The sequence below is a fragment of the Methanotorris igneus Kol 5 genome, assembly GCF_000214415.1.
GTDB lineage: Archaea > AGJL01 > Methanococci > Methanococcales > Methanococcaceae > Methanotorris > Methanotorris igneus.
Map to the genome: position 1 here is coordinate 1 of NC_015562.1, position 19,590 is coordinate 19,590.

16 protein-coding genes and 1 CRISPR repeat array are annotated in these 19,590 nt (G+C 31.3%); of the genes, 11 read left to right on the top strand and 5 right to left on the bottom strand.

The features are described 5' to 3' along the window. Positions 1-254 precede the first annotated feature (254 nt). Together radA and METIG_RS00010 are read left to right on the top strand one after the other, a co-directional pair. A complete protein-coding gene (gene radA / locus METIG_RS00005; RefSeq protein WP_013798174.1) occupies positions 255-1,223 on the top strand; it encodes a DNA repair and recombination protein RadA in 969 nt (322 codons plus the stop codon). Positions 1,224-1,471: 248 nt separating this feature from the next. Then, positions 1,472-2,668: a cell wall-binding repeat-containing protein gene (locus tag METIG_RS00010; RefSeq protein ID WP_013798175.1), complete on the top strand. Its 1,197-nt coding sequence runs from the start codon at positions 1,472-1,474 to the stop codon at positions 2,666-2,668. A gap of 562 nt (positions 2,669-3,230) precedes the next feature. Here the strand turns inward: METIG_RS00010 and METIG_RS00015 are convergent. After that, positions 3,231-3,836 carry a DUF366 family protein gene (locus METIG_RS00015; protein ID WP_013798176.1) on the bottom strand — a complete coding sequence of 202 codons (606 nt, stop codon included), beginning with the start codon at positions 3,834-3,836 and terminating at the stop codon, positions 3,231-3,233. Positions 3,837-3,840: 4 nt separating this feature from the next. Then, a complete protein-coding gene (locus tag METIG_RS00020) occupies positions 3,841-4,707 on the bottom strand; it encodes a radical SAM protein (RefSeq protein WP_048055450.1) in 867 nt (288 codons plus the stop codon). 196 nt (positions 4,708-4,903) lie between these two features. Here METIG_RS00020 and mtxX point away from each other — a divergent pair, with 196 nt between their 5' ends. The 4 genes from mtxX (at position 4,904) to METIG_RS00040 (ending at position 7,936) form a co-directional block, all read left to right on the top strand. Continuing rightward, positions 4,904-5,641, top strand: coding sequence for a methanogenesis marker protein Mmp4/MtxX (mtxX, locus tag METIG_RS00025; protein ID WP_048055451.1), 738 nt, complete (start codon positions 4,904-4,906; stop codon positions 5,639-5,641). A 51-nt stretch (positions 5,642-5,692) separates the two neighbouring features. Next, entirely contained in the window at positions 5,693-6,490 is a 798-nt protein-coding gene (gene uppS, locus METIG_RS00030) for a polyprenyl diphosphate synthase (RefSeq protein WP_013798179.1), read from the top strand. An 8-nt stretch (positions 6,491-6,498) separates the two neighbouring features. Further along, positions 6,499-6,972 (top strand): protease complex subunit PrcB family protein, encoded by a 474-nt coding sequence (locus METIG_RS00035; RefSeq protein WP_013798180.1) that lies wholly within the window; start codon positions 6,499-6,501, stop codon positions 6,970-6,972. Positions 6,973-7,120: 148 nt separating this feature from the next. Beyond that, positions 7,121-7,936: an MBL fold metallo-hydrolase gene (locus tag METIG_RS00040; protein WP_048055453.1), complete on the top strand. Its 816-nt coding sequence runs from the start codon at positions 7,121-7,123 to the stop codon at positions 7,934-7,936. Positions 7,937-7,991: 55 nt separating this feature from the next. Continuing rightward, positions 7,992-8,691: a CRISPR direct-repeat array (repeat unit 37 nt; unit sequence GTTTCCATCCTTGTTTTAATGGATGAGGTATTCAAAC). A gap of 526 nt (positions 8,692-9,217) precedes the next feature. Here METIG_RS00040 and METIG_RS00045 read toward each other — a convergent pair. Further along, positions 9,218-10,660: a phosphoadenosine phosphosulfate reductase domain-containing protein gene (locus METIG_RS00045; protein WP_013798182.1), complete on the bottom strand. Its 1,443-nt coding sequence runs from the start codon at positions 10,658-10,660 to the stop codon at positions 9,218-9,220. 231 nt (positions 10,661-10,891) lie between these two features. On the opposite strand from METIG_RS00045, the gene METIG_RS00050 reads away from it, so the two are divergent. Then, entirely contained in the window at positions 10,892-11,146 is a 255-nt protein-coding gene (locus METIG_RS00050) for a MoaD/ThiS family protein (protein ID WP_013798183.1), read from the top strand. A gap of 118 nt (positions 11,147-11,264) precedes the next feature. Here the strand turns inward: METIG_RS00050 and purF are convergent, their stop codons facing one another. After that, positions 11,265-12,677 (bottom strand): amidophosphoribosyltransferase, encoded by a 1,413-nt coding sequence (gene purF / locus METIG_RS00055; protein WP_013798184.1) that lies wholly within the window; start codon positions 12,675-12,677, stop codon positions 11,265-11,267. A gap of 131 nt (positions 12,678-12,808) precedes the next feature. Then, the gene (locus METIG_RS00060; RefSeq protein WP_013798185.1) at positions 12,809-12,997 is read right to left on the bottom strand and encodes a 50S ribosomal protein L37e; all 189 of its coding nucleotides are present in this window, start codon (positions 12,995-12,997) and stop codon (positions 12,809-12,811) included. 741 nt (positions 12,998-13,738) lie between these two features. On the opposite strand from METIG_RS00060, the gene METIG_RS00070 reads away from it, so the two are divergent. From METIG_RS00070 to tfrA, 4 genes are all read left to right on the top strand, one after another. Next, positions 13,739-14,575: a CBS domain-containing protein gene (locus METIG_RS00070; protein ID WP_013798186.1), complete on the top strand. Its 837-nt coding sequence runs from the start codon at positions 13,739-13,741 to the stop codon at positions 14,573-14,575. Positions 14,576-15,130: 555 nt separating this feature from the next. Beyond that, positions 15,131-16,189: an MnmC family methyltransferase gene (locus METIG_RS00075; protein WP_013798187.1), complete on the top strand. Its 1,059-nt coding sequence runs from the start codon at positions 15,131-15,133 to the stop codon at positions 16,187-16,189. A gap of 85 nt (positions 16,190-16,274) precedes the next feature. Beyond that, positions 16,275-17,396: a hydrogenase large subunit gene (locus METIG_RS00080; RefSeq protein ID WP_013798188.1), complete on the top strand. Its 1,122-nt coding sequence runs from the start codon at positions 16,275-16,277 to the stop codon at positions 17,394-17,396. A 573-nt stretch (positions 17,397-17,969) separates the two neighbouring features. Then, positions 17,970-19,580, top strand: coding sequence for a fumarate reductase (CoM/CoB) subunit TfrA (tfrA, locus tag METIG_RS00085; RefSeq protein WP_013798189.1), 1,611 nt, complete (start codon positions 17,970-17,972; stop codon positions 19,578-19,580). Positions 19,581-19,590: the final 10 nt, after the last annotated feature.

Genomic DNA, 19,590 nt, shown 5'->3' on the forward strand with positions numbered 1-19,590 from the left:
TGAAAAAAATTAATTAACATTCATAAATATTTAAATACGTAATGGAAATTAGGGTTTATTATTTTTATTTAGAGTTAAAATATTGTTTATTAAAATATTTAAATGTTCCATAAATCCAAAGTTATAAATAACCATTGTTACAACTATTATTATTGCAAGATTTACACCCATAATTTAAAAAATTATAAAACTTTATAATTACCATTATTTAATCTTTTTTGTCATAATCACAAAAATTACACGGGTGAAATCTTATGGCTGATGACTTAACCAAATTACCCGGTGTTGGACAATCAATCGCAGAGAAATTAATAGAAGCAGGATATATTGATTACATGAAAATTGCAACTGCAACAATTGGGGAACTTTCTGAAATTGATGGTATTAGCGAGAAGGCAGCAGCAAAGATAATCGCAGCGGCGAGAGAATACTGCAACATTGGATTTAAATCAGGAGCAGATTTGTTAAATCAGAGGAAAACTGTTTGGAAACTTTCAACTGGAAGTAAAGAATTGGATAACATACTTGATGGGGGATTGGAAAGTCAGTCAGTCACAGAATTTGCTGGAATGTTCGGTTCTGGAAAAACTCAAATAATGCATCAAGCATGCGTAAACTTGCAATGTGAAGATAGAATAATTGCTGACGATAGCATAAAAGATGAAATCTTAGAAAAACCTTTAAAGGCAGTTTATATTGATACTGAGGGGACATTTAGGCCAGAAAGAATTATGCAAATGGCTGAAGCATTGGGTATAGATGGGAAAGATGTTTTAGATAATACATTTGTTGCAAGGGCATACAACTCAGATATGCAAATGCTCTTTGCAGAAAAAATAGAGGATTTAATAAAAGAAGGGCACAACATAAAGTTAGTTGTTGTAGATTCATTGACAAGTACCTTTAGAAATGAATACACTGGAAGAGGAAAATTGGCTGAGAGACAGCAAAAACTTGGTAGACACATGGCAACACTCAATAAATTGGCTGATTTATATAACTGCGTTGTTATTGTAACAAACCAAGTAGCAGCAAGACCTGATGCGTTCTTTGGATCATCAGAGCAAGCAATTGGTGGACACATTGTTGGACACGCAGCAACTTTCAGGATATTCTTAAGGAAGGCAAAAGGAGATAAAAGAGTGGCAAAACTTTACGATTCCCCACACTTACCTGATGCAGAGGCAATGTTTAGAATAACTGAGAAAGGAATCCATGATTAATTTATAATAAATGTGTTAAGTAAAATGGATTTTACATTTTTTAAATATTTTTCATTCAATATTATAAAATTTTAAAAAGATTTTAAAATTATTTTTTATTTTTCTGTTTTTTTGTCTTTTATTTTTATAAATTCATTCTCTGATTTTTGAGTTTATATTTAGTCATAAATTTATTTATATTTGAAAATAATTATAACAATTATGTATATGCTTGTGTATGTAAAAATAGCATAAACGCGGTGAGTGACATGGTAAAAAGACTACTTTTATTATTGCTTGCTTTATTAGTTCCTACAGTATCTGCGACAAATGTTATATTGGTCAGTGACAACCAAGCAGATTACTTAACTGCAACGAACATCGCTTCATTATTTAACGATACAGAAGTTGTTGTAGCACCATGGGGGATTTACAACGAGAGTGTAGTTAATGAGATATTAAAATTAAATCCAGAGCAAGTTATAATCATTGGGGGGCCAGTAGCTGTTCCTGATGAATATGTTGAAAAATTAGAAAATCTTGGCATTAAAGTCGAGAGAATTGCAGGTAAAGACAGATACGAAACAAACAAAGAAGTTATAGAGAAATTCAAAGAAAAATTAAAAGAAAAGAAAGTAGTTGTTGTTCATGGAGATGTTGGGTTTTTAGTAAATATTAGTAAAGACACAATTGTTATATTGACAAATGGGGTGAACTTAACAGTTGATGTAGATGAATTGGAGCCTAAAGAGGTTGAAGTTGTTGAAGATCCAGTAGCAAATTTAACAGGCATTGCAAAGAAATTGGAAAACCATGGACTCAAAGTGAAAATTAATGTTGTTCCTGAGCATGCATTGGAAAAAGTCTTGGAGAACAGAATAAAAGAATTAAAAACAAAAATTAAAGTTTTGAAAAAGCAAGGTGTAGACACTGAGGATTTAGAAGATGAATTGAAAGATCTTGAGGAAATGCTTAAAGAGAAAAATTATGATGACGCGTATAAGTTGATGTTAGAGATTAAAAACAAGGAAATGGTAAAAATAAAACTTAAATTACATGTTCATGGGAAGGGCAATGAAAAATTAAAATTGGAATTAGAGGTAAAACATAAGAAGAAGGGTAAAGAAGATGAAGAAGAAATAGAGAATGAGACCGAAGTAGAACATGAATACGAAAATGGAAGCAAATATGAATACAAATATGAATACGAATATGGAAATGGAACCAAATACAAGTATGAGCATAAATATGAATATGAAGAAAACAAATATGAAAGTGAAGAAGAACATGAAGTTGAAACATCAATCAACAACACATTAGTAAATGAATCCGCAACAATCGATACTACATTAGAGATAGATGATCATGAATTAGAAGAAAGTAATGAAGTGGATACTCACAATGATATAGGCAGCAATGAAGTAGAAATTGAACATGAGTCAGAAACTGAAAATGAAATTAAATGATTAATGTGCATATTTCAAATTTACGCACGGCTATAATTTACTGATAAGATGGTTCTAATTTCTTAAACTTCATAATACTTATCCTTGATAAAAATTTTTATTTTTTAATTTGTAAGAGTTTTTTTGAGTTATTTTTTGATTTTGAGAGTAAATAGGCTGTCGCAAATCTCATGTATTTTGAAATTATTTTATACATTTAGATTTATAAATTTGTTGAGATTTTGATTATTTAAGGTATTAAAATTCTTTTTTATTAATTTTTTCTCAAAATTTTTTCTATTTTTTGATTTTATTTGATTTTTATTTTTTATTTTTGAAAATAAGGGCAATTAGTGAGTCGCACATCTTTATAAATAAACTGCCATATCATAGATTCGAGATGAAAGTTTTATATAGGAGAACGTAGAATAGATATTTCATGTAAAATAAGAAAATTTTGAACTGTTAAAATCAGACCATGGTGGGATTTACGTTTGGAATATAAAATTCTTAATTAAATTGGAAATCAAAATATTTAAATTTTTGAATATACATGATTTAAAATAAGTTAAAAATAGTGGTGTTAGTATAATGGAGCTGTTTTTCTAATGTCTTTTTCAATTTTTTCCATTTCTTTTGCATAGCTAATGGCAATCTTCCTCATAACCTCTTCAATATCAAAAATGCCAATATCCTCCAATCCAATGCCTTCAACATGCTCTGGAATGCCTTTTGAATTAACATTAATCCCCAAATGAATCTTTGCAGAACTTACCCCTCTTGTTGCTATGCAAACAGATAATTTTTTACCGTTGCAGTATAAATCATCCCCTTCCCTATCTAACTTAACCCCAAAACTCTCAATGGTATCTTTAGCAATGCAAATTAAAATCCTCTGCCGCAAATAAATCATTTTCAAATCTGGATTGTCAAAATGCTCAACTATGAAGTGTATGCAGTCATCTCCCTTAATTGGGATTTTAAACTCTCCCTCTTCTTTAACATCTTTCAAATCTTTCATATTTTCTATTTTGACCTCCATTCCTCCCCTAAATGCCACAATACTATCTTTTTGGACATCAAACATATTAAATGCCCACAATGGTTCTATCTCTTTCCCAGTGTATTTTATTCTCCCTTTTGGGAATACAACATTCATAAATCCAACATCTAAAATCTCCGCATGCATTTTATCACCATGGAAGTGGATGATATTCTCTTTTAATAATTGGAATTTCTGAGAAGCAGTCAGATGTTATTCCATTCAAAATAAATCCATCCATTTTCTTTAATTGAACTAAAAGGCAGCCCTTTATTGTAACATTTACATCTGGAGCGTTTTCTTTCATCTTATCAACTAACAGCAATAAGTCCTTTATTCTCCCAACATTTTCCAAGCTGGATATTTTTTCAAGTTCTCTCTTATTTTGCTCGTGGACAATAAGTTGATGAACCATTATCTCATCAACACCAATATCGTTGAGCTTCTTTGCTAACTCAACCAATTCCTGGTCATTGAAATTTGGGATATAAATGGCTCTAACGATTGTGTGCAAATGTTTTGCCGACAGTTCAATATTTTTGAGGACTCTTTCAAATGTATCTACGTTTGTTAATTTTTTATGAGTTTCTGGTTTTGATGCATTTAAACTAATCATTACCAAATCTAAACCTAAATCCTTAAATTCTTTTATCAGATTCCCATTTAAAAAAACACCATTGGTCTGCAAATCACACCTCAATCCCAAAGATTTAACATATTCAATACCTTTCTTTACTTTTTCGGGGTATAAAAGTGGCTCTCCGTATTGGCTTATAGTTACGGCTATGCAGTTGTCTAAGTTCCCATAAATTCCTGGCTTTATATTTGTTAATTTGGAATAGCAAAAAACGCAGTTGTGGTTGCATTTTTGTGTAATCTCAATTGTAGGGTGATGGTGAGGGTCTTTGTTATTCAAATCTAACCCTTCACAACCTATGCAGTGTTTAACAACCTTTAAATTTTTTACAATCTCTTCCAATTTATCACATATCTCACTCCTTAAAATAATCTTCTCCAAAATTTCACCTTCAACTAAATGTTTGGTCTTTATACTTTTTTCTAAATATTTAATTAAATTTTTTTGTTTGAATAAATTATTGATAGTTGTATTTATATTGGAACATTTTTCCAAAGTTTTATCAATACAGCAACTTAAATACTAAGTAAGAATGTTTTTAAATAAATACTTCAAAATTTTTATGTGTAGTGATAGCATGTATGCCATTGGAATTGGTGAAAAGAAGGATGAAGTTTTAAAAGCATACAACAAACTAAGAGAAGAGGGTATCGAAGTTGAGTTAATCAATAATCCAAAAACTTTGGTCGATAAATTGTTAAATAGGGAAATAGATGGAGCAGTTAGGGGATCTCTTTCATCATCAAAGGTTATTCCTTACCTAAGGGAAAAAGTTGGTAAATTTTATAGGGCATCAATCTTGAAGAACCCATTTAATGGAGAAATTTTTTTGCTCTCTCCTGTAGGAATCGATGATATAAGGGAAGATAAGGAAGGAAGAGTTAAGGACAAAATTGAATTGATAAACTATGCAGTTAATTTTTTAAAGAGGAACAATATTGAGCCAAAAATTGCTCTATTATCTGGAGGAAGGTTATCTGATTATGGAAGGAGCAGAGAAGTTGATAAAACCATTGAAGAATGTGAAGAAATTTTAAGACACTTTAAAAAAACAGATGAAAAACTTGATATAAGACATAATGGAATATTGATAGAGGAAGTTTTAAAAAAGGGTTGCAACATAATAATTGCTCCAGATGGAATTAGTGGGAATTTGATGTTTAGGTGTTTAGGATTGGTTTGTAATTTGGAAGGGTATGGTGCTATTTTGTTAAGTAAGGAGGAAATAAATTTCTTTGACACAAGTAGAAATGCAACATGGAAAAGATACTACAATGCTATAAAATTTATGGAAAAATTAATAAAGATTAAATGATACCTTATATATTGTCTTTTCTGTTCTTTCTTTTTAACTACAATAATGGTGATGTTTTTGTTGATAAAGTTGTACAATCTTTTAAGTAAAATGGGCATTTTAAAAATTTATGAAAAAATCCTTGAAAAAGAGATAGATAGGAGCAGAGTTCCAAAACACGTGGGAATTATAATGGATGGAAATAGAAGGACAGCAAAGGAATTAAAAAAACCTGTAACTTATGGGCATTATTTGGGGGCGGAAAAAGTTAGAGAAGTTTTAAAATGGTGCATTGATTTAGATATTAAGATTGTTACTGTATATGCATTTTCTATGGAAAATTTTAGAAGACCTAAAGAGGAAGTGAAAGCACTAATGGAATTATTTAAAAAGAAGTTTATTGAAGTTGCTAAGGATGAAGATATACACAAATATAAAGTTAGAGTTAGGGCTATTGGAAGAATTAATAAGTTACCAAAAGATGTTCAAGATGCAATAAAATATGCAGAAGAAAAAACAAAAAATTATTCAAATTATTTTCTCAATATTGCGATTGCCTATGGTGGGCAGCAAGAGATTGTTGATGCGGTAAAGAAAATAGCAAAAAAGATTAAAAACAATGAACTGGATATTGAGGATATAACAGAAGAAACTATTTCAAAACACTTATATACTGCTAATCTTCCCTATCCAAATCCAGATTTAATTATTAGAACTTCTGGGGAAGAGAGAATTAGCAATTTTTTAACATGGCAATCTTCTTACTCAGAACTGTATTTTTGTGAAACATATTGGCCGTTGTTTAGAAAGATTGATTTTTTAAGGGCTATAAGGGATTATCAAAGAAGAGAAAGGAGATTTGGTAGATAGGGATGATTATGAAAAGGTTGTTTGCTTTAGTTTTAGCTATTATTTCAATTTTAACAATACTGCTATGTGGATGCATAGAAAACGAAACTATAGACCAAGATTCAAATTCCAATTTAAGTGATATGATAAATAATACCAATAAAATTAATCTAAATGAAACCAAAAATTTACAGGAAAACATAACAATCCCTTTTGAAATTATTGAAATGGGAATGTTTGGAAAAGAAAAAAGTAGAAGATTTATTCACTACATAAAAAACAACAAAACAGTAATTGAAGTTTATTTGGGAGAAAAACCCAACACGGGTTATAGTATAAGCATAACAAAAATTATCAAACATAATGATAAACTTATCGTCTATGTGAATGAAAGTTATAGAGAAGGTGTGCATGCGATGGTAATTACCTCTCCTTATGAAATCGTGGAAGTTAATGGAACTTACGATAATGTTGTTTTTGAATTAATTGGGAAAGATGAATAAATCCTCTTTTTTAAATTTCTTTTTTTATTTTTTATTTTAGCAATTAATTGTGGATTTTGAACAAATTTGTGTAATTTGTAAGGAATATGTATTTATAACATTTTTTGTAATATTAAAATCAAATTTAAAAAATAATGGATGTGGTAAGTTGAGGGTTGAGATAATTTTTTTAGGTTCGGGTGGTGGAAGATGGGCAACTATCACACAAACAAAAGCTACTGGAGGGTTTCGGATTCACACTGAAAAAACAAAACTTCACGTAGATCCTGGTCCTGGGGCATTAGTTAGGATGAGAGAATTAAAAATAACCCCATGGGGGACAAATGCATTATTTATCTCCCATTGCCACCCTGACCATTACACCGATGGAGAAGTGATTATAGAGGCAATGACAAGAGGAATGACACAAAAAAATGGTGTAATAATTAGCAACTTTACAGTATTAGAGGGTTTTGGTGATTTTGAAAACGCAATATCAAAATACCACCAATCAAAGGTCTTGAAAAGATATATCCTATATCCAAAGGATTCTGCAAAAGTTTATGATATAGAATTGATTGCAACAAAAACAAAACACGGAGATCCTTATGGTATTGGAGCAAGAATAAAAACTAAGAAAGGAGATATCGGCTATACTGGAGATACGGAATATATAGATTCATTAGTTGAGGACTTCGATGGTGTTAGAGTTTTTATTGCAAATGTTGTTAGGAAAAAAAATGAACGAATAAGGGGGCATCTATGCTCAAATGATGTCATTGATTTAGTAAATTCAATGAACAAAAAGCCAGAGTTAATAATTATGAACCACATGGGAGTTAAGATGACTAACCCCATAAAGGAGGCAAATTATATTGCCGAGAATACTGAAACCAACGTAATACCAGCAAAATTAGGTTTAAAAATTGAGCTACTGGAAGAAGGGTATTTATCGTACATAATAGGTCAAGAAAAGACAGTTTAAAAATCAAATTTACTTAAATAAAGAAAAAATTATTCCTTTCCTTTGCAATTCCTCAGTTTATATCCTTGTTTTAATGGATGAGTAATTCAAACACGGAGACAGTGCAAAAAGAGTAATTTTAAGGACAGTGTTTCCATCCTTGTTTTAATGGATGAGTAATTCAAACATCTATTGTTTTATACTTATGTTCATGGTCTTTAACCTGTTTCCATCCTTGTTTTAATGGATGAGTAATTCAAACAAGAGATATTCAAAGGAACAAGATGGGAAGATTTCAGGTTTCCATCCTTGTTTTAATGGATGAGTAATTCAAACTATTAGAATATCTTCAAGGTATATAATGATAGAAAATTGTTTCCATCCTTGTTTTAATGGATGAGCAATTCAAACAAGAACTACTAAAACAAAGACTGTTATTAGAAGTTAGTTTCCATCCTTGTTTTAATGGATGAGGTATTCAAACTAAACTTGTTGAAATGACAACAAATACTACAATTGCGTTTCCATCCTTGTTTTAATGGATGAGGTATTCAAACACGATGGGATATTTTCATCAGAGCCGCTTTATTTAGGGTTTCCATCCTTGTTTTAATGGATGAGGTATTCAAACGTGGTTAGAGGAAAAATTAAATCCATTCTATGCAAGTTTCCATCCTTGTTTTAATGGATGAGGTATTCAAACAAACAAAGTTGAAGAAAGTTATGGATTATTTAGATTGTTTCCATCCTTGTTTTAATGGATGAGGTATTCAAACCCTATAACTTCATCCTTATTTTATACCTAAACTCCTATATAAATCTTTCTTTTTCAACCCGAATTTTCTTACTGTATGATTATCAAACCCTTTATAAAAGTAAGAAAGATTGTGCAAATTATTTATAAATCCAATGCACAACCACGCCAATAAATCTCAATAATTAGCAGAGATATTACACAATTTAAAACCAATCCAAACTTAAAACATACAAAATAAAACCAAAAAACTAAAATAATTAAAAAACCTCAATTTTAATTTGAAAAAATCAGTAATACTTTTTTCCAATTTTCTAATACCAAAATCCACAACCCCCTTTATAAAAGCAAGAAAAGTTAATTAAGAAATTTAATACATGATATTAAACTCCCTAAGAGGCATTGCTGAGCGAAGCGAAGCAATGCATCCCTTTGATGAAACTTTTTAAAAGTTTCAGGTCAGTGCATCCCTTTTGATGAAACTTTTTAAAAGTTTCTTTTAAAGGTTTCTTTTAGAGGTTTCTGATGGAACTTTTTTAAAGTTAAAGTTATTTATTTTTGCGTTTATTTGGATTTTTCCATCTCCACAACTCTTTTATCCACTTTTCACCATATCCATGCTTTTCAGCCCACTTCCTCAAAAATTTCTCCCATTTCTCCCACAATTCTGGGTATTCTCTTTTAACCTTGTCGATTTCTCCCAATTCCATAGCGGGACATACATAGCATCCAACCCTATCAAATCCTTTCTCATACATCTTGTTGTATGGAGCGTTGTTTTTAAGTATGTAGAGCCAAACGTGCATAGCGCTCCAGTTGTGAATTGGCATTGCATTTATTTGTTTTGGAATATGAGGGTTTTTTTGAACTCTTGGTTTTTTTGCTCTGCTAAATGACTCATACTTCCTCAATCCAACAAAAGTTAACGTTCCATTTGGATAGTGTTTATCAATCAATCTCTTTAAAGGCTTTAGTTTACAAATCTCACTGCACCACCTATAATCTCTCCCAGGAGGCCCATACTCCTCCAATTTTTCCCAAAACTCGTTGGATTCCTCTTTTATTAACTTTATACCATAAGTTTTTTGCACAATATCAACATTTTTTATGGTTTCTGGGAACTCCAACCCAGTATCTGTAAATAAGACATCAAATTCCTCTTTATCAAACGCCTTCAATGCCAACAACAAGACGGTCAAGCTATCTTTTCCACCAGAATATGCAACAGTTATAGGCAAGTTTATCCTCTTTGCAGTATTTCTCATGAATCCAACTGAGTTCTCCTCAAATCTTCTTATAACATCCTCATTTGCCTTAACCATATCCTTAAACAACTCTCTTAAATTCTTTTCAGAAGTTTTTAATTCATTTGCTTTTCTTGGCTCTTCTGCATGTCTAACCTTTACAACAACACCTTTCTCTGCATTTAGGATTTCCTCATAATCCATCTTTGCCCTACCAACTGCTACAACATCTTCATCCTTACCATTCATTTTCTTAAGGATAATAACTTCATCCTCTTTTTTAATGCCCTCAGAGACATAAGTTACTCCTGGCCTTAAAACAGAGGAACTTCTACCCAAAAGGTAGGGGATAACATCCTCTTTTATAACAACAATTTTCTTATAACCCCCTGCATTTACTATCCTTCTTGCCCCTTCAAGTCTTGGCATTATCTTCCATCCATTATCGTATTTTAGGACAGCAATAACTTGCCCATCAATAATGATTTCTTGCATGTCTTCATTTCCTGGAAGTTTATTCATCAAAACAATCCTACCCTTTAAAATATCTTCTTTAGTTCCAAACTGCTCTTTAATTAAATTCTCAATAAACTCAATCTCTTTTTCGAATGCCGGTCTCGCACCCCCTGGAGGGGTTAATTTAACCTCAACGGGTTCATTTCCACAGATATTGCAAATCTTATCTAAAACTGGTAAGTTGCAGTAATGACACCATTTTAAGTGCATTTTCCCCAATATCGTCCTCATCCTTATCCCCCTTTTTAATCATAAAATTAATTGTTTGCGAAAATTTTACACTTAAACATATAAAAACTAAACATAACAAACCCAATAGAATTTTAAATAATCGCCATCTACCCCATAATTTGAAATAATATTCATTTTGGGAGTTGATACCCAAACTTATAACATAAACAACCATAATAAATTAATATCAGTTGAGTTTAAAAACTTAACAATGATAAATTAGGTGATTCTATGGAGTTGGTTATAAGATTATTTGCAAAATATAGGGAACTTTATGGGGAGAAAATTAAAATAACTATTGATAAAAATGAGCTAACACTAAAAGAATTACTTAATATATTGAATGAAAATTCTATAAACATTAAGGATGATTTTTACCAGGGAAAAGCAATAATCTCTGTAAATTGTGATGTTGTGAATTCTGATGATGTTGTTATTAAGGCATCCGATGAAATCGTTATCTATCCACCAGTTTCTGGAGGATAAACGAAATATGAAGAAATTATGCAAAAATAAAATAATAATGTAAAAATCATAATAGAAAAACCACATAACAACAAAAAAGCATAATAATTATAGATGAACTTTAAGGTGGACATTGATTTTATTTGAACTTACAAGAGACATCAGTTGGATAACATCCACTTACACATGCTAAACATAAATCCTTTCTTCCAATTGCTTTTACTAGTCCCTCAATACTTAAATAACCAAGTGAATCAGCGTTTACATATTTGCAGATTTCTTCATCTGTTTTGGATGATGCAATTAATTCTTCTTTTGTAGCCATATCTATACCATAGAAGCATGGGGATATTATCCTTGGAGAACCAATTCTTAAATGCACTTCTTTTGCTCCTGCCTTTTTTAACATATTCACTATTCTTCTTGATGTTGTTCCCCTAACAATACTATCGTCAACCAAAACTACCTTTTTATCTTTTAATATGCTCTTTACAGGGTTTAATTTTAATCTAACCGCTAAGTCCCTCTCTTCTTGTGTTGGGAGAATAAAAGTCCTTCCAACATACCTATTTTTTATCAATCCTTCATAATAAGGAATGCCTAACTCCTCAGAATACCCAAGTGCAAATGTAATACCTGAATCTGGAACTGGGGAAACAATATCAGCATCACATGGGTGTTCTTTTGCCAATATTCTTCCAATTTTTCTCCTCACTTCATAGACACTTATTCCATCAATTATTGAATCAGGTCTTGCAAAATAGACGTATTCAAACATGCATGTGGAAACACAATTATTATAAATACAATCGTTTACTGGAAGATTTAATTCTGTATTTACCTCCTCACAAGGTTTTTCAATTTCATAACACTTAATTTCCCCATCATCAACCATAACAATTTCTCCAGGCTTAATATCTCTAACGAATTCAGCATTAACAGTATCTAATGCACAATTCTCTGATGCAAAGTATATGCAATTTTCATCCCTTCCTATACATAGTGGTTTAAAGCCATTTGGGTCCCTAACTGCTATGAGTTTATCGTTGAACATTATCAACAAAGAATAAGCTCCAATCAACCTCTTTGCTGTGTTCTTTATTGCCTCAATAATATCTTCAGTTTTTAACAATTCTCTAACAAGGAGTTGCGCAATAACCTCTGAATCTGTTGATGAAATGAATATATGTCCCATTCTTTCCAATTCTCTCTTTAAAATAGTTGAGTTTACAATATCTCCATTATGTGCTATTGCTATTGGACCAAATGAACTTTTAACAACAAATGGCTGACAGTTTTCAATTGTGCTATCCCCTGTTGTTGAATATCTAACATGACCAATACCTATATACCCATATAATGATTGGAGTTCGTTGTTTGTAAAGACCTCTGACACAAGGCCTATACCTTTGTGGTGGTGGAACCCTCTCCCGTCACTTGTAGCAATACCTGCTCCTTCCTGCCCTCTATGTTGTAAAGCGAATAATCCGTAGTATATCTTTTTTGCAACATTTATCCTTTCGTTAGAATAAACACCAAATATCCCGCACATGATATCACAATAAATTTTTCTTTACATTACATTAAAGTATAAATCAATAGATATAAATAAATTTAGTAAAAATAAAAAACTTTATTTAAATTAAAAATTTTGTTCAAAAGAGAAAAAATAGATTTAAAGGTTTATTTTAATCTTTGCCCGTTTACTTTTTTCCATTGCCATGAGTATCTTCTTATTCTCTTACTTCTTCCAAATCCACATGCTGCACATACTTTCTTCCTTATGTGGTATGCTCTTCTTCCGCATCTTCTGCATCTTATATGATAGGAACCTTTGTTTTTCCTACCCTGTGAAGGGGTACCTTTGGACATTTCTCTCACCGTGTTTATTTTGTTTTGTAATCATTATGTGTTATGCTTTTTATAATTTTTGGATATTTGTAAATGCCGAAAGTTTTGTCACTGACTGTAATGCTATTTATTAAATTGGATCAAGACACTTAAAATTATGGTTTATCTATTAAATTTTAAAGTAATGCCTCATTTATGTTAAAATTTGTAAGATACCAGTATAAATGGTGGAGGTTATATTTAAAATATTCGCTCATTTTTAAAGTTTTTGTTTAAAGTTTTGATACAAATACACTAAACTTTTTTAAATGGAACTTATAAGTATAGTCTCGGACATTAATAAGTGGATACTTACTTCATGGAAAATTTTAACGGCAAAACAAAGTTTTGCCGCGAAATATTTTACTTTTTTTCTATTTTAGATTTTAAGGAATTGTTGATATTTAATTGTGAAGTGGCAACAACATGCAATACGACTATAAAAACACTACCACATTCCATGAGAGTGAAAAAATTTAATGTTGGCATTCCATTTCAAATGGAAAATTATAAATTTATCAAAATGCCATAGATTATTTGTGTAAAGGTTGTGCCATAATAGTTGTTTGCGTTAGACATTGGACATTATCCTCAATAAATTTAGGGGGTTATTTGATTTATTTTAAAACTTAAATGTAATAATAACAACCGTTTAAAAATTTGTGATATATAATATCCAATAAATTTCGCAAATAACTATATTTTGCAATTGGGAGGGATATTTTGAAAATAAATAAAATAATCAATGGAAAAGAAATTGTAACCGTATACCCAACAACAACAATAAGAAAAACCTTAGTAACTATGAATGAGGAAGGTTTTAGAAGAATACCAGTTGTCGATGCTGGAACAAATAGAGTTGAAGGAATTGTTACTAGTATGGATATTGTGGATTTCATGGGGGGAGGTAGCAAATACAACTTAATAAGAGAAAAACATAACAGAAACTTTATAGCTGCCATTAACGAACCAGTGAGAGAAATTATGGAGGAAGATGTCATAACAATTAAAGAAAATGCTGAGATTGATGATATTATAAAGACATTTTTAGAAAAAAATGTTGGTGGAACACCAATAGTAAATAATAACAACCAACTCATCTCACTTATTACCGAGAGAGATGTAATTAGAGTATTGAAGGATAAAATTAGCGAGGAAGAAAAAGTTATGGATTATATGACAAAAAAAGTTATTGCGGCTACTGCAGGAGAGAGATTAAAGGATGTTGCGAGAACAATGTTGAGAAATGGTTTTAGGAGATTGCCAGTAGTTAGTGAGGGTAAATTAGTCGGTATTATAACGTCAACAGATTTCATAAAATTACTTGGTAGTGATTGGGCATTTAACCACATGCAAACGGGAAATGTTAGGGAGATAACAAACGTTAGAATGCAAGATATTATGATTAAGGATGTTATTACAGCGAGAGAAGAACATAGCTTAAAGGATGTTGCTGAAATAATGACAAGCAAAAATATTGGGGCGTTACCAGTTGTTGAAGATGGGGAATTAGTTGGTATTATAACTGAAAAAGATATTATAAAGTATTTTAGCAATTAAGAACTAATTGAATTTATTTTTTATTCTTTTCTTTATTCTCTAACTCTAATTTTATTTATTCTATTATTTGAGTATGGTGCATAATTGATACATCTAAATTTACCATAATATCTTTATTGCTAAATTGCCTAATTCATTGAGTTTCGTTTATGGTAAATAATAAATTTATTAATCAAACAAATAAACAGTTATAGTTGCTCTATTTGATTTGAAAAAAAATTGGCAAAACCGAAGGTTTTGCCGTAATACTAAAAATCCCATCAAAATAGGGGTTTCACAAATATATTTAAATTTAGATTAATTATGAAAGAAATTATGGCATTTTATCAAATAAATCGCATCAACATACATACGGTAAAACCTTTTTTTGGATTTTACGTATGGTTTTGACTATAGTCAGTGACAAAACTTTCTGAATTAAATAAGGGATATTTAACTATCTTCCATTAGGTTTCAAACGGCATCCAAAGGATTTTGCCAGATATATTTTTAGCGCACACGACTATATATTTTTATCTTGTTTTTATCTTGATTAAAGATAGAGGAGATGATCCTATGTTACCAAATAAAAAAGCTATAGAAATTATAAGAAAGTATATGGGTTTAGCAATAGACAACAATGTCTTTGAAAGAGATGATTTCGATGAATTTGGAAGAAAATTAGTAAAGGAATTAATAGACAAAAATTTATTGGTTAAGACAGAGGATGGAACATACACTTTAAAAGCAGAGGATGAAAATGAACTAATGCATTCAAAAATAGGGGCATTAAAGGAGGCAGTTGAAAAATTTGCCATCCCATCCGACATAAAAGGTAGAAGAAATCCAAAGATTTTAGATTTGTGCAGTGGGTTTGGATACAATGCAGTTGCCGCACTACATTTCAACAAAGATGCAGAGATAGATATGGTTGAATTGTGTAGAGAGGTTTTATTTTTATCACTCTGCCTAAATATTCCATTTAAAGAGCATGAAATTATTAAAGAGGCAATAAAAAACTTTTTTAAAGGGAAAGATGCCGAAAACTCAAAAATTAGAATATTTAATGAAGATGCGAGAAAAGCCATAAAAAGATTGGATAAAAAGTATGATATTGTTTTTCATGATGCATTTTCTCCTCAAAGAGACCCAATTTTATACACTGTTGATTTTTTAAAGGAAATTTACAAAAAAATGAACGATAATGGGGTCTTGATATCTTATTCTTCCTCAATACCATTTAGAAGTGGATTAGTTGAGGCAGGGTTTGTTATTTCAGAGGGGCCAAGTGTTGGGAGGAAAAGAGGGGCAACAATTGCATACAAAAACCCATCTTTTGACGTTAGCAGGATTCCTGAAGTAGATGAGAGGGTTATAGCATTATCAACGGTAGGTGTTCCATATAGGGATGAGCATTTAAATGCCACAAAAGAAGAGATTATAAAGAATAGGGAGATTGAGAGGGAAAAATTTAAAAGAAAGTTGATGGATCTTGGAAAGTATTACTCAACTAAAAAAATTAAAAAGGGAAATATTGACGAAGAATTTTTAAAAATCCAAAAAATGGATTTAAACTCTTCTGAAATAATAAAAAGGATGAGAACGCTTTTATTAAACCCTAAAAATAAACTATAAAATGAAAAATAATCTACAATGCAAAAACATATATATTAAATCCTAAAATATCATTATTAATCATTAAAAATTTGGCTGGGATAGTATGTATGAAGGAGAAATAGCAATAGGGCCAGTTCATTCAACAATGCTTGAACCACATAGATTAAGGCTTTTTATTGAGGATGAGGTTGTGAAGGATGCTGAACTAACAATAGGAGTTAACCATAGAGGTGTAGAGAGATTAATGGAAGGCCTTCCAGTTGAAAAAGCATGTATTTTATGTGAGAAAATCTGCGGGATTTGTTCACACATACATTTATGGAGTGCGGTGAGAGTTGTTGAGAGAGGATGCAACATAGAGGTTCCAGAGAGGGCAAATTATATCAGGGTTATTGTCGAGGAGTTAGAGAGATTACATTCCCATACATTGTTATTTGGGCACGCTTTTGAAATTCTTGGACATGAAACAATGGCAATGAGGGCTTTCATGCTTAGAGAGCCGATAATGCAGACGTTCTTTGATATAAGTGGTAGTAGAGTGCATTATTCATGCCCAATTATTGGAGGGATAAGGCCGAGATGCAATATAAAAGATAGCCAAATCCCAACGATTTTGGAGAGATTAGAAAAGTTTGAAGAAAAATTAAAAAAGTTAATGGAAAGAACATTAAATGACCCAATGCTCGTTTCGAGGATGAAGGATATTGGTGTTTTGGATAGAAAAACAGCAGCAAAATATCATGCAGTTGGGCCCACAGCAAGAGGAAGTGGGATAAAAAGTGATATGAGAAAAATGGGATATGTGCCAGAGTATGAGCCATTTGAGTTTGAAGAGATTTTATTTGATGATGGGGATGTTTTGTCAAGAATTGCTGTGAGATTTTATGAATGCTTTGAAAGTATTAAGATATTAAAACAGGCATTAAAAGCTCTCCCCCAACTACCAGAGAAAATTTACAATGGAGATTATGAGTTGTATGAATTTAAACCAATAGATTGTTATACTGAAGCACAAAGAGGACAGCAATATTACTCTTATGGTTTGGATAGTGAAGGGAGAGTAAGGCATGCAAAGGTTAGAACTCCAACAGCAACAAATTTGGCAGCGATGGAGGAAATTTTGAAGGATTATCATGTGACTGATGCAGAGTTAATCATTGCAAGTTGTGACCCCTGCTTTACATGCACAGATAGGCTGATAATAACGAAAGAGTACATCAAATAAGCTATATAGAATAAAATAAAAGAAAGAAAATTTTTATTTTTTGATTTTAGTTAATATTGTTGTATTTGAATGTTTTGATTTTTAGTTTAATTAAAAATTTAAAAATAAATCCCACTATGGTCTGATTTTAACATAAATGGCAGTTTATTTTATTTATAAAGATGTGCAACTTGATAATTACTATTATTTTCCAAAATAAAAAAACCAAATTCAAATAAAATAAAAAATAATGGCTAAAATCCCAATTAGGATTATAAATCTAAATTTATTAAATAACTCTAAAACATAGGAGATTTGCGACTGGTTATTTATTCTTAAAATTAAAAATAAAGATAAAAAACTATTTAAATTAAAAAATAAAAATTTTCAGCAAGGATAAATAATGGCAAAATCCTATGGATTTTGCCATTAGAAAATTTAATAATGTTATACTCTAAATATTTTTTGTCTGAGACCATTTCCTTATTCAATTTTAAAAAGTTTGTTCTTGACTATAAATTGTCTAAAATTGAATAGTAAATATTGAAAGAATATTAAAATATTTAAATAAACAATTAAAGAATTGGTGATAAAATGCAGACTGATATTTTAATCATCGGTGGTGGAGGTGCAGCAGCAAGAGCTGCGATTGAATGTAGAAATAAAAACGTCATAATAGCAGTTAAAGGTCTCTTTGGGAAAAGTGGATGCACAGTTATGGCTGAAGGAGGTTATAATGCTGTTTTCAACCCAAATGATAGTTTTGAGAAGCATTTTTATGACACTATGAAGGGCGGAGGATTTATAAATAACCCAAAACTCGTGGAAATCCTTGTAAAAAATGCTCCAAAAGAACTTAAAAATTTAGAGAGGTTTGGATGTATTTTTGATAGAAATGAAGATGGAACTATTGCCCAAAGACCATTTGGTGGGCAGAGTTTTAATAGAACATGCTATAGCGGAGATAGAACTGGACATGAAATAATGAGCGGGCTTATGGAGCATATTTGCAAATTGGAAAAAGTCAAGATTTTAGAAGAGGTTATGGCAATAAAATTAATAGTAAAGGATAATAGATGCTATGGAGCGATATTTTTGGATTTGAAGAGTGGAGAAATTTTCCCAATCTATGCAAAAGCCACTATATTAGCAACAGGAGGGGCAGGGCAGTTATACCCAATAACTTCCAACCCAATCCAAAAGACAGGAGATGGTTTTGCAATAGCATATAATGAAGGAGTTGAGTTAGTTGATATGGAAATGGTCCAATTCCATCCAACTGGAATGGTAGGGAGTGGAATTTTAGTTACTGAAGCAGTTAGGGGAGAAGGAGGGATACTATACAATAAATTTGGAGAAAGATTCATGGCAAGATATGATAAGGAAAGGATGGAGCTCTCTACAAGGGATGTTGTTGCAAGGGCAATATATACTGAGATACAAGAAGGGAGAGGGGTAAACGGTGGAGTTTACTTGGACGTCTCTCATTTAGATGATGAGATTATTGAGGAGAGATTGGAAACAATGTTAAGGCAATTTTTGGATGTTGGTATTGATATTAGAAAAGAGCCAATGATAGTTGCTCCAACTGCCCATCATTTTATGGGAGGGGTTAGAATAAATGAAAAATGCGAATGCAATATAGCTGGTTTGTTTGCATGTGGGGAAGTTACTGGAGGGGTTCATGGGGCAAATAGGTTAGGAGGTAATGCCTTAGCAGATACACAGGTTTTTGGAGCAATTGCTGGAAAATCAGCGAGAGAATTTGCTGAGAAACCTTGTAGTTTTGCAGAGGTTAAAGATAAAGTTAAAGAAGATATTGAAAAACTATGCTCTGAGATACAAAGAGAAAATAGAGCCGGTGAAAATGTTTACGAACTTATTGACAACTTAAGAAACATCATGTGGGACTATGTTTCAATTATAAGGGATGAAGAAGGATTAAAAACTGCCATCAAAAAAATAGGTGAATTAAAAAACCAAAATGTTGCCATAAATGGGGATATTGAAGTTCAGAAATATTTTGAACTCAAAAACATGCTAACTGTTGGAGAAATTGTGGCGAAATGTGCATTAATGAGAAAAGAAAGTAGGGGGGCACATTATAGGATAGATTATCCAGAAACAAAAGAAGAATGGAAAGGAAACATTATTATCGATAGAAAAGGAATGAGATTTGAGAAAATAGAGAGTATGCCAAGCTAAGCAAGGCATT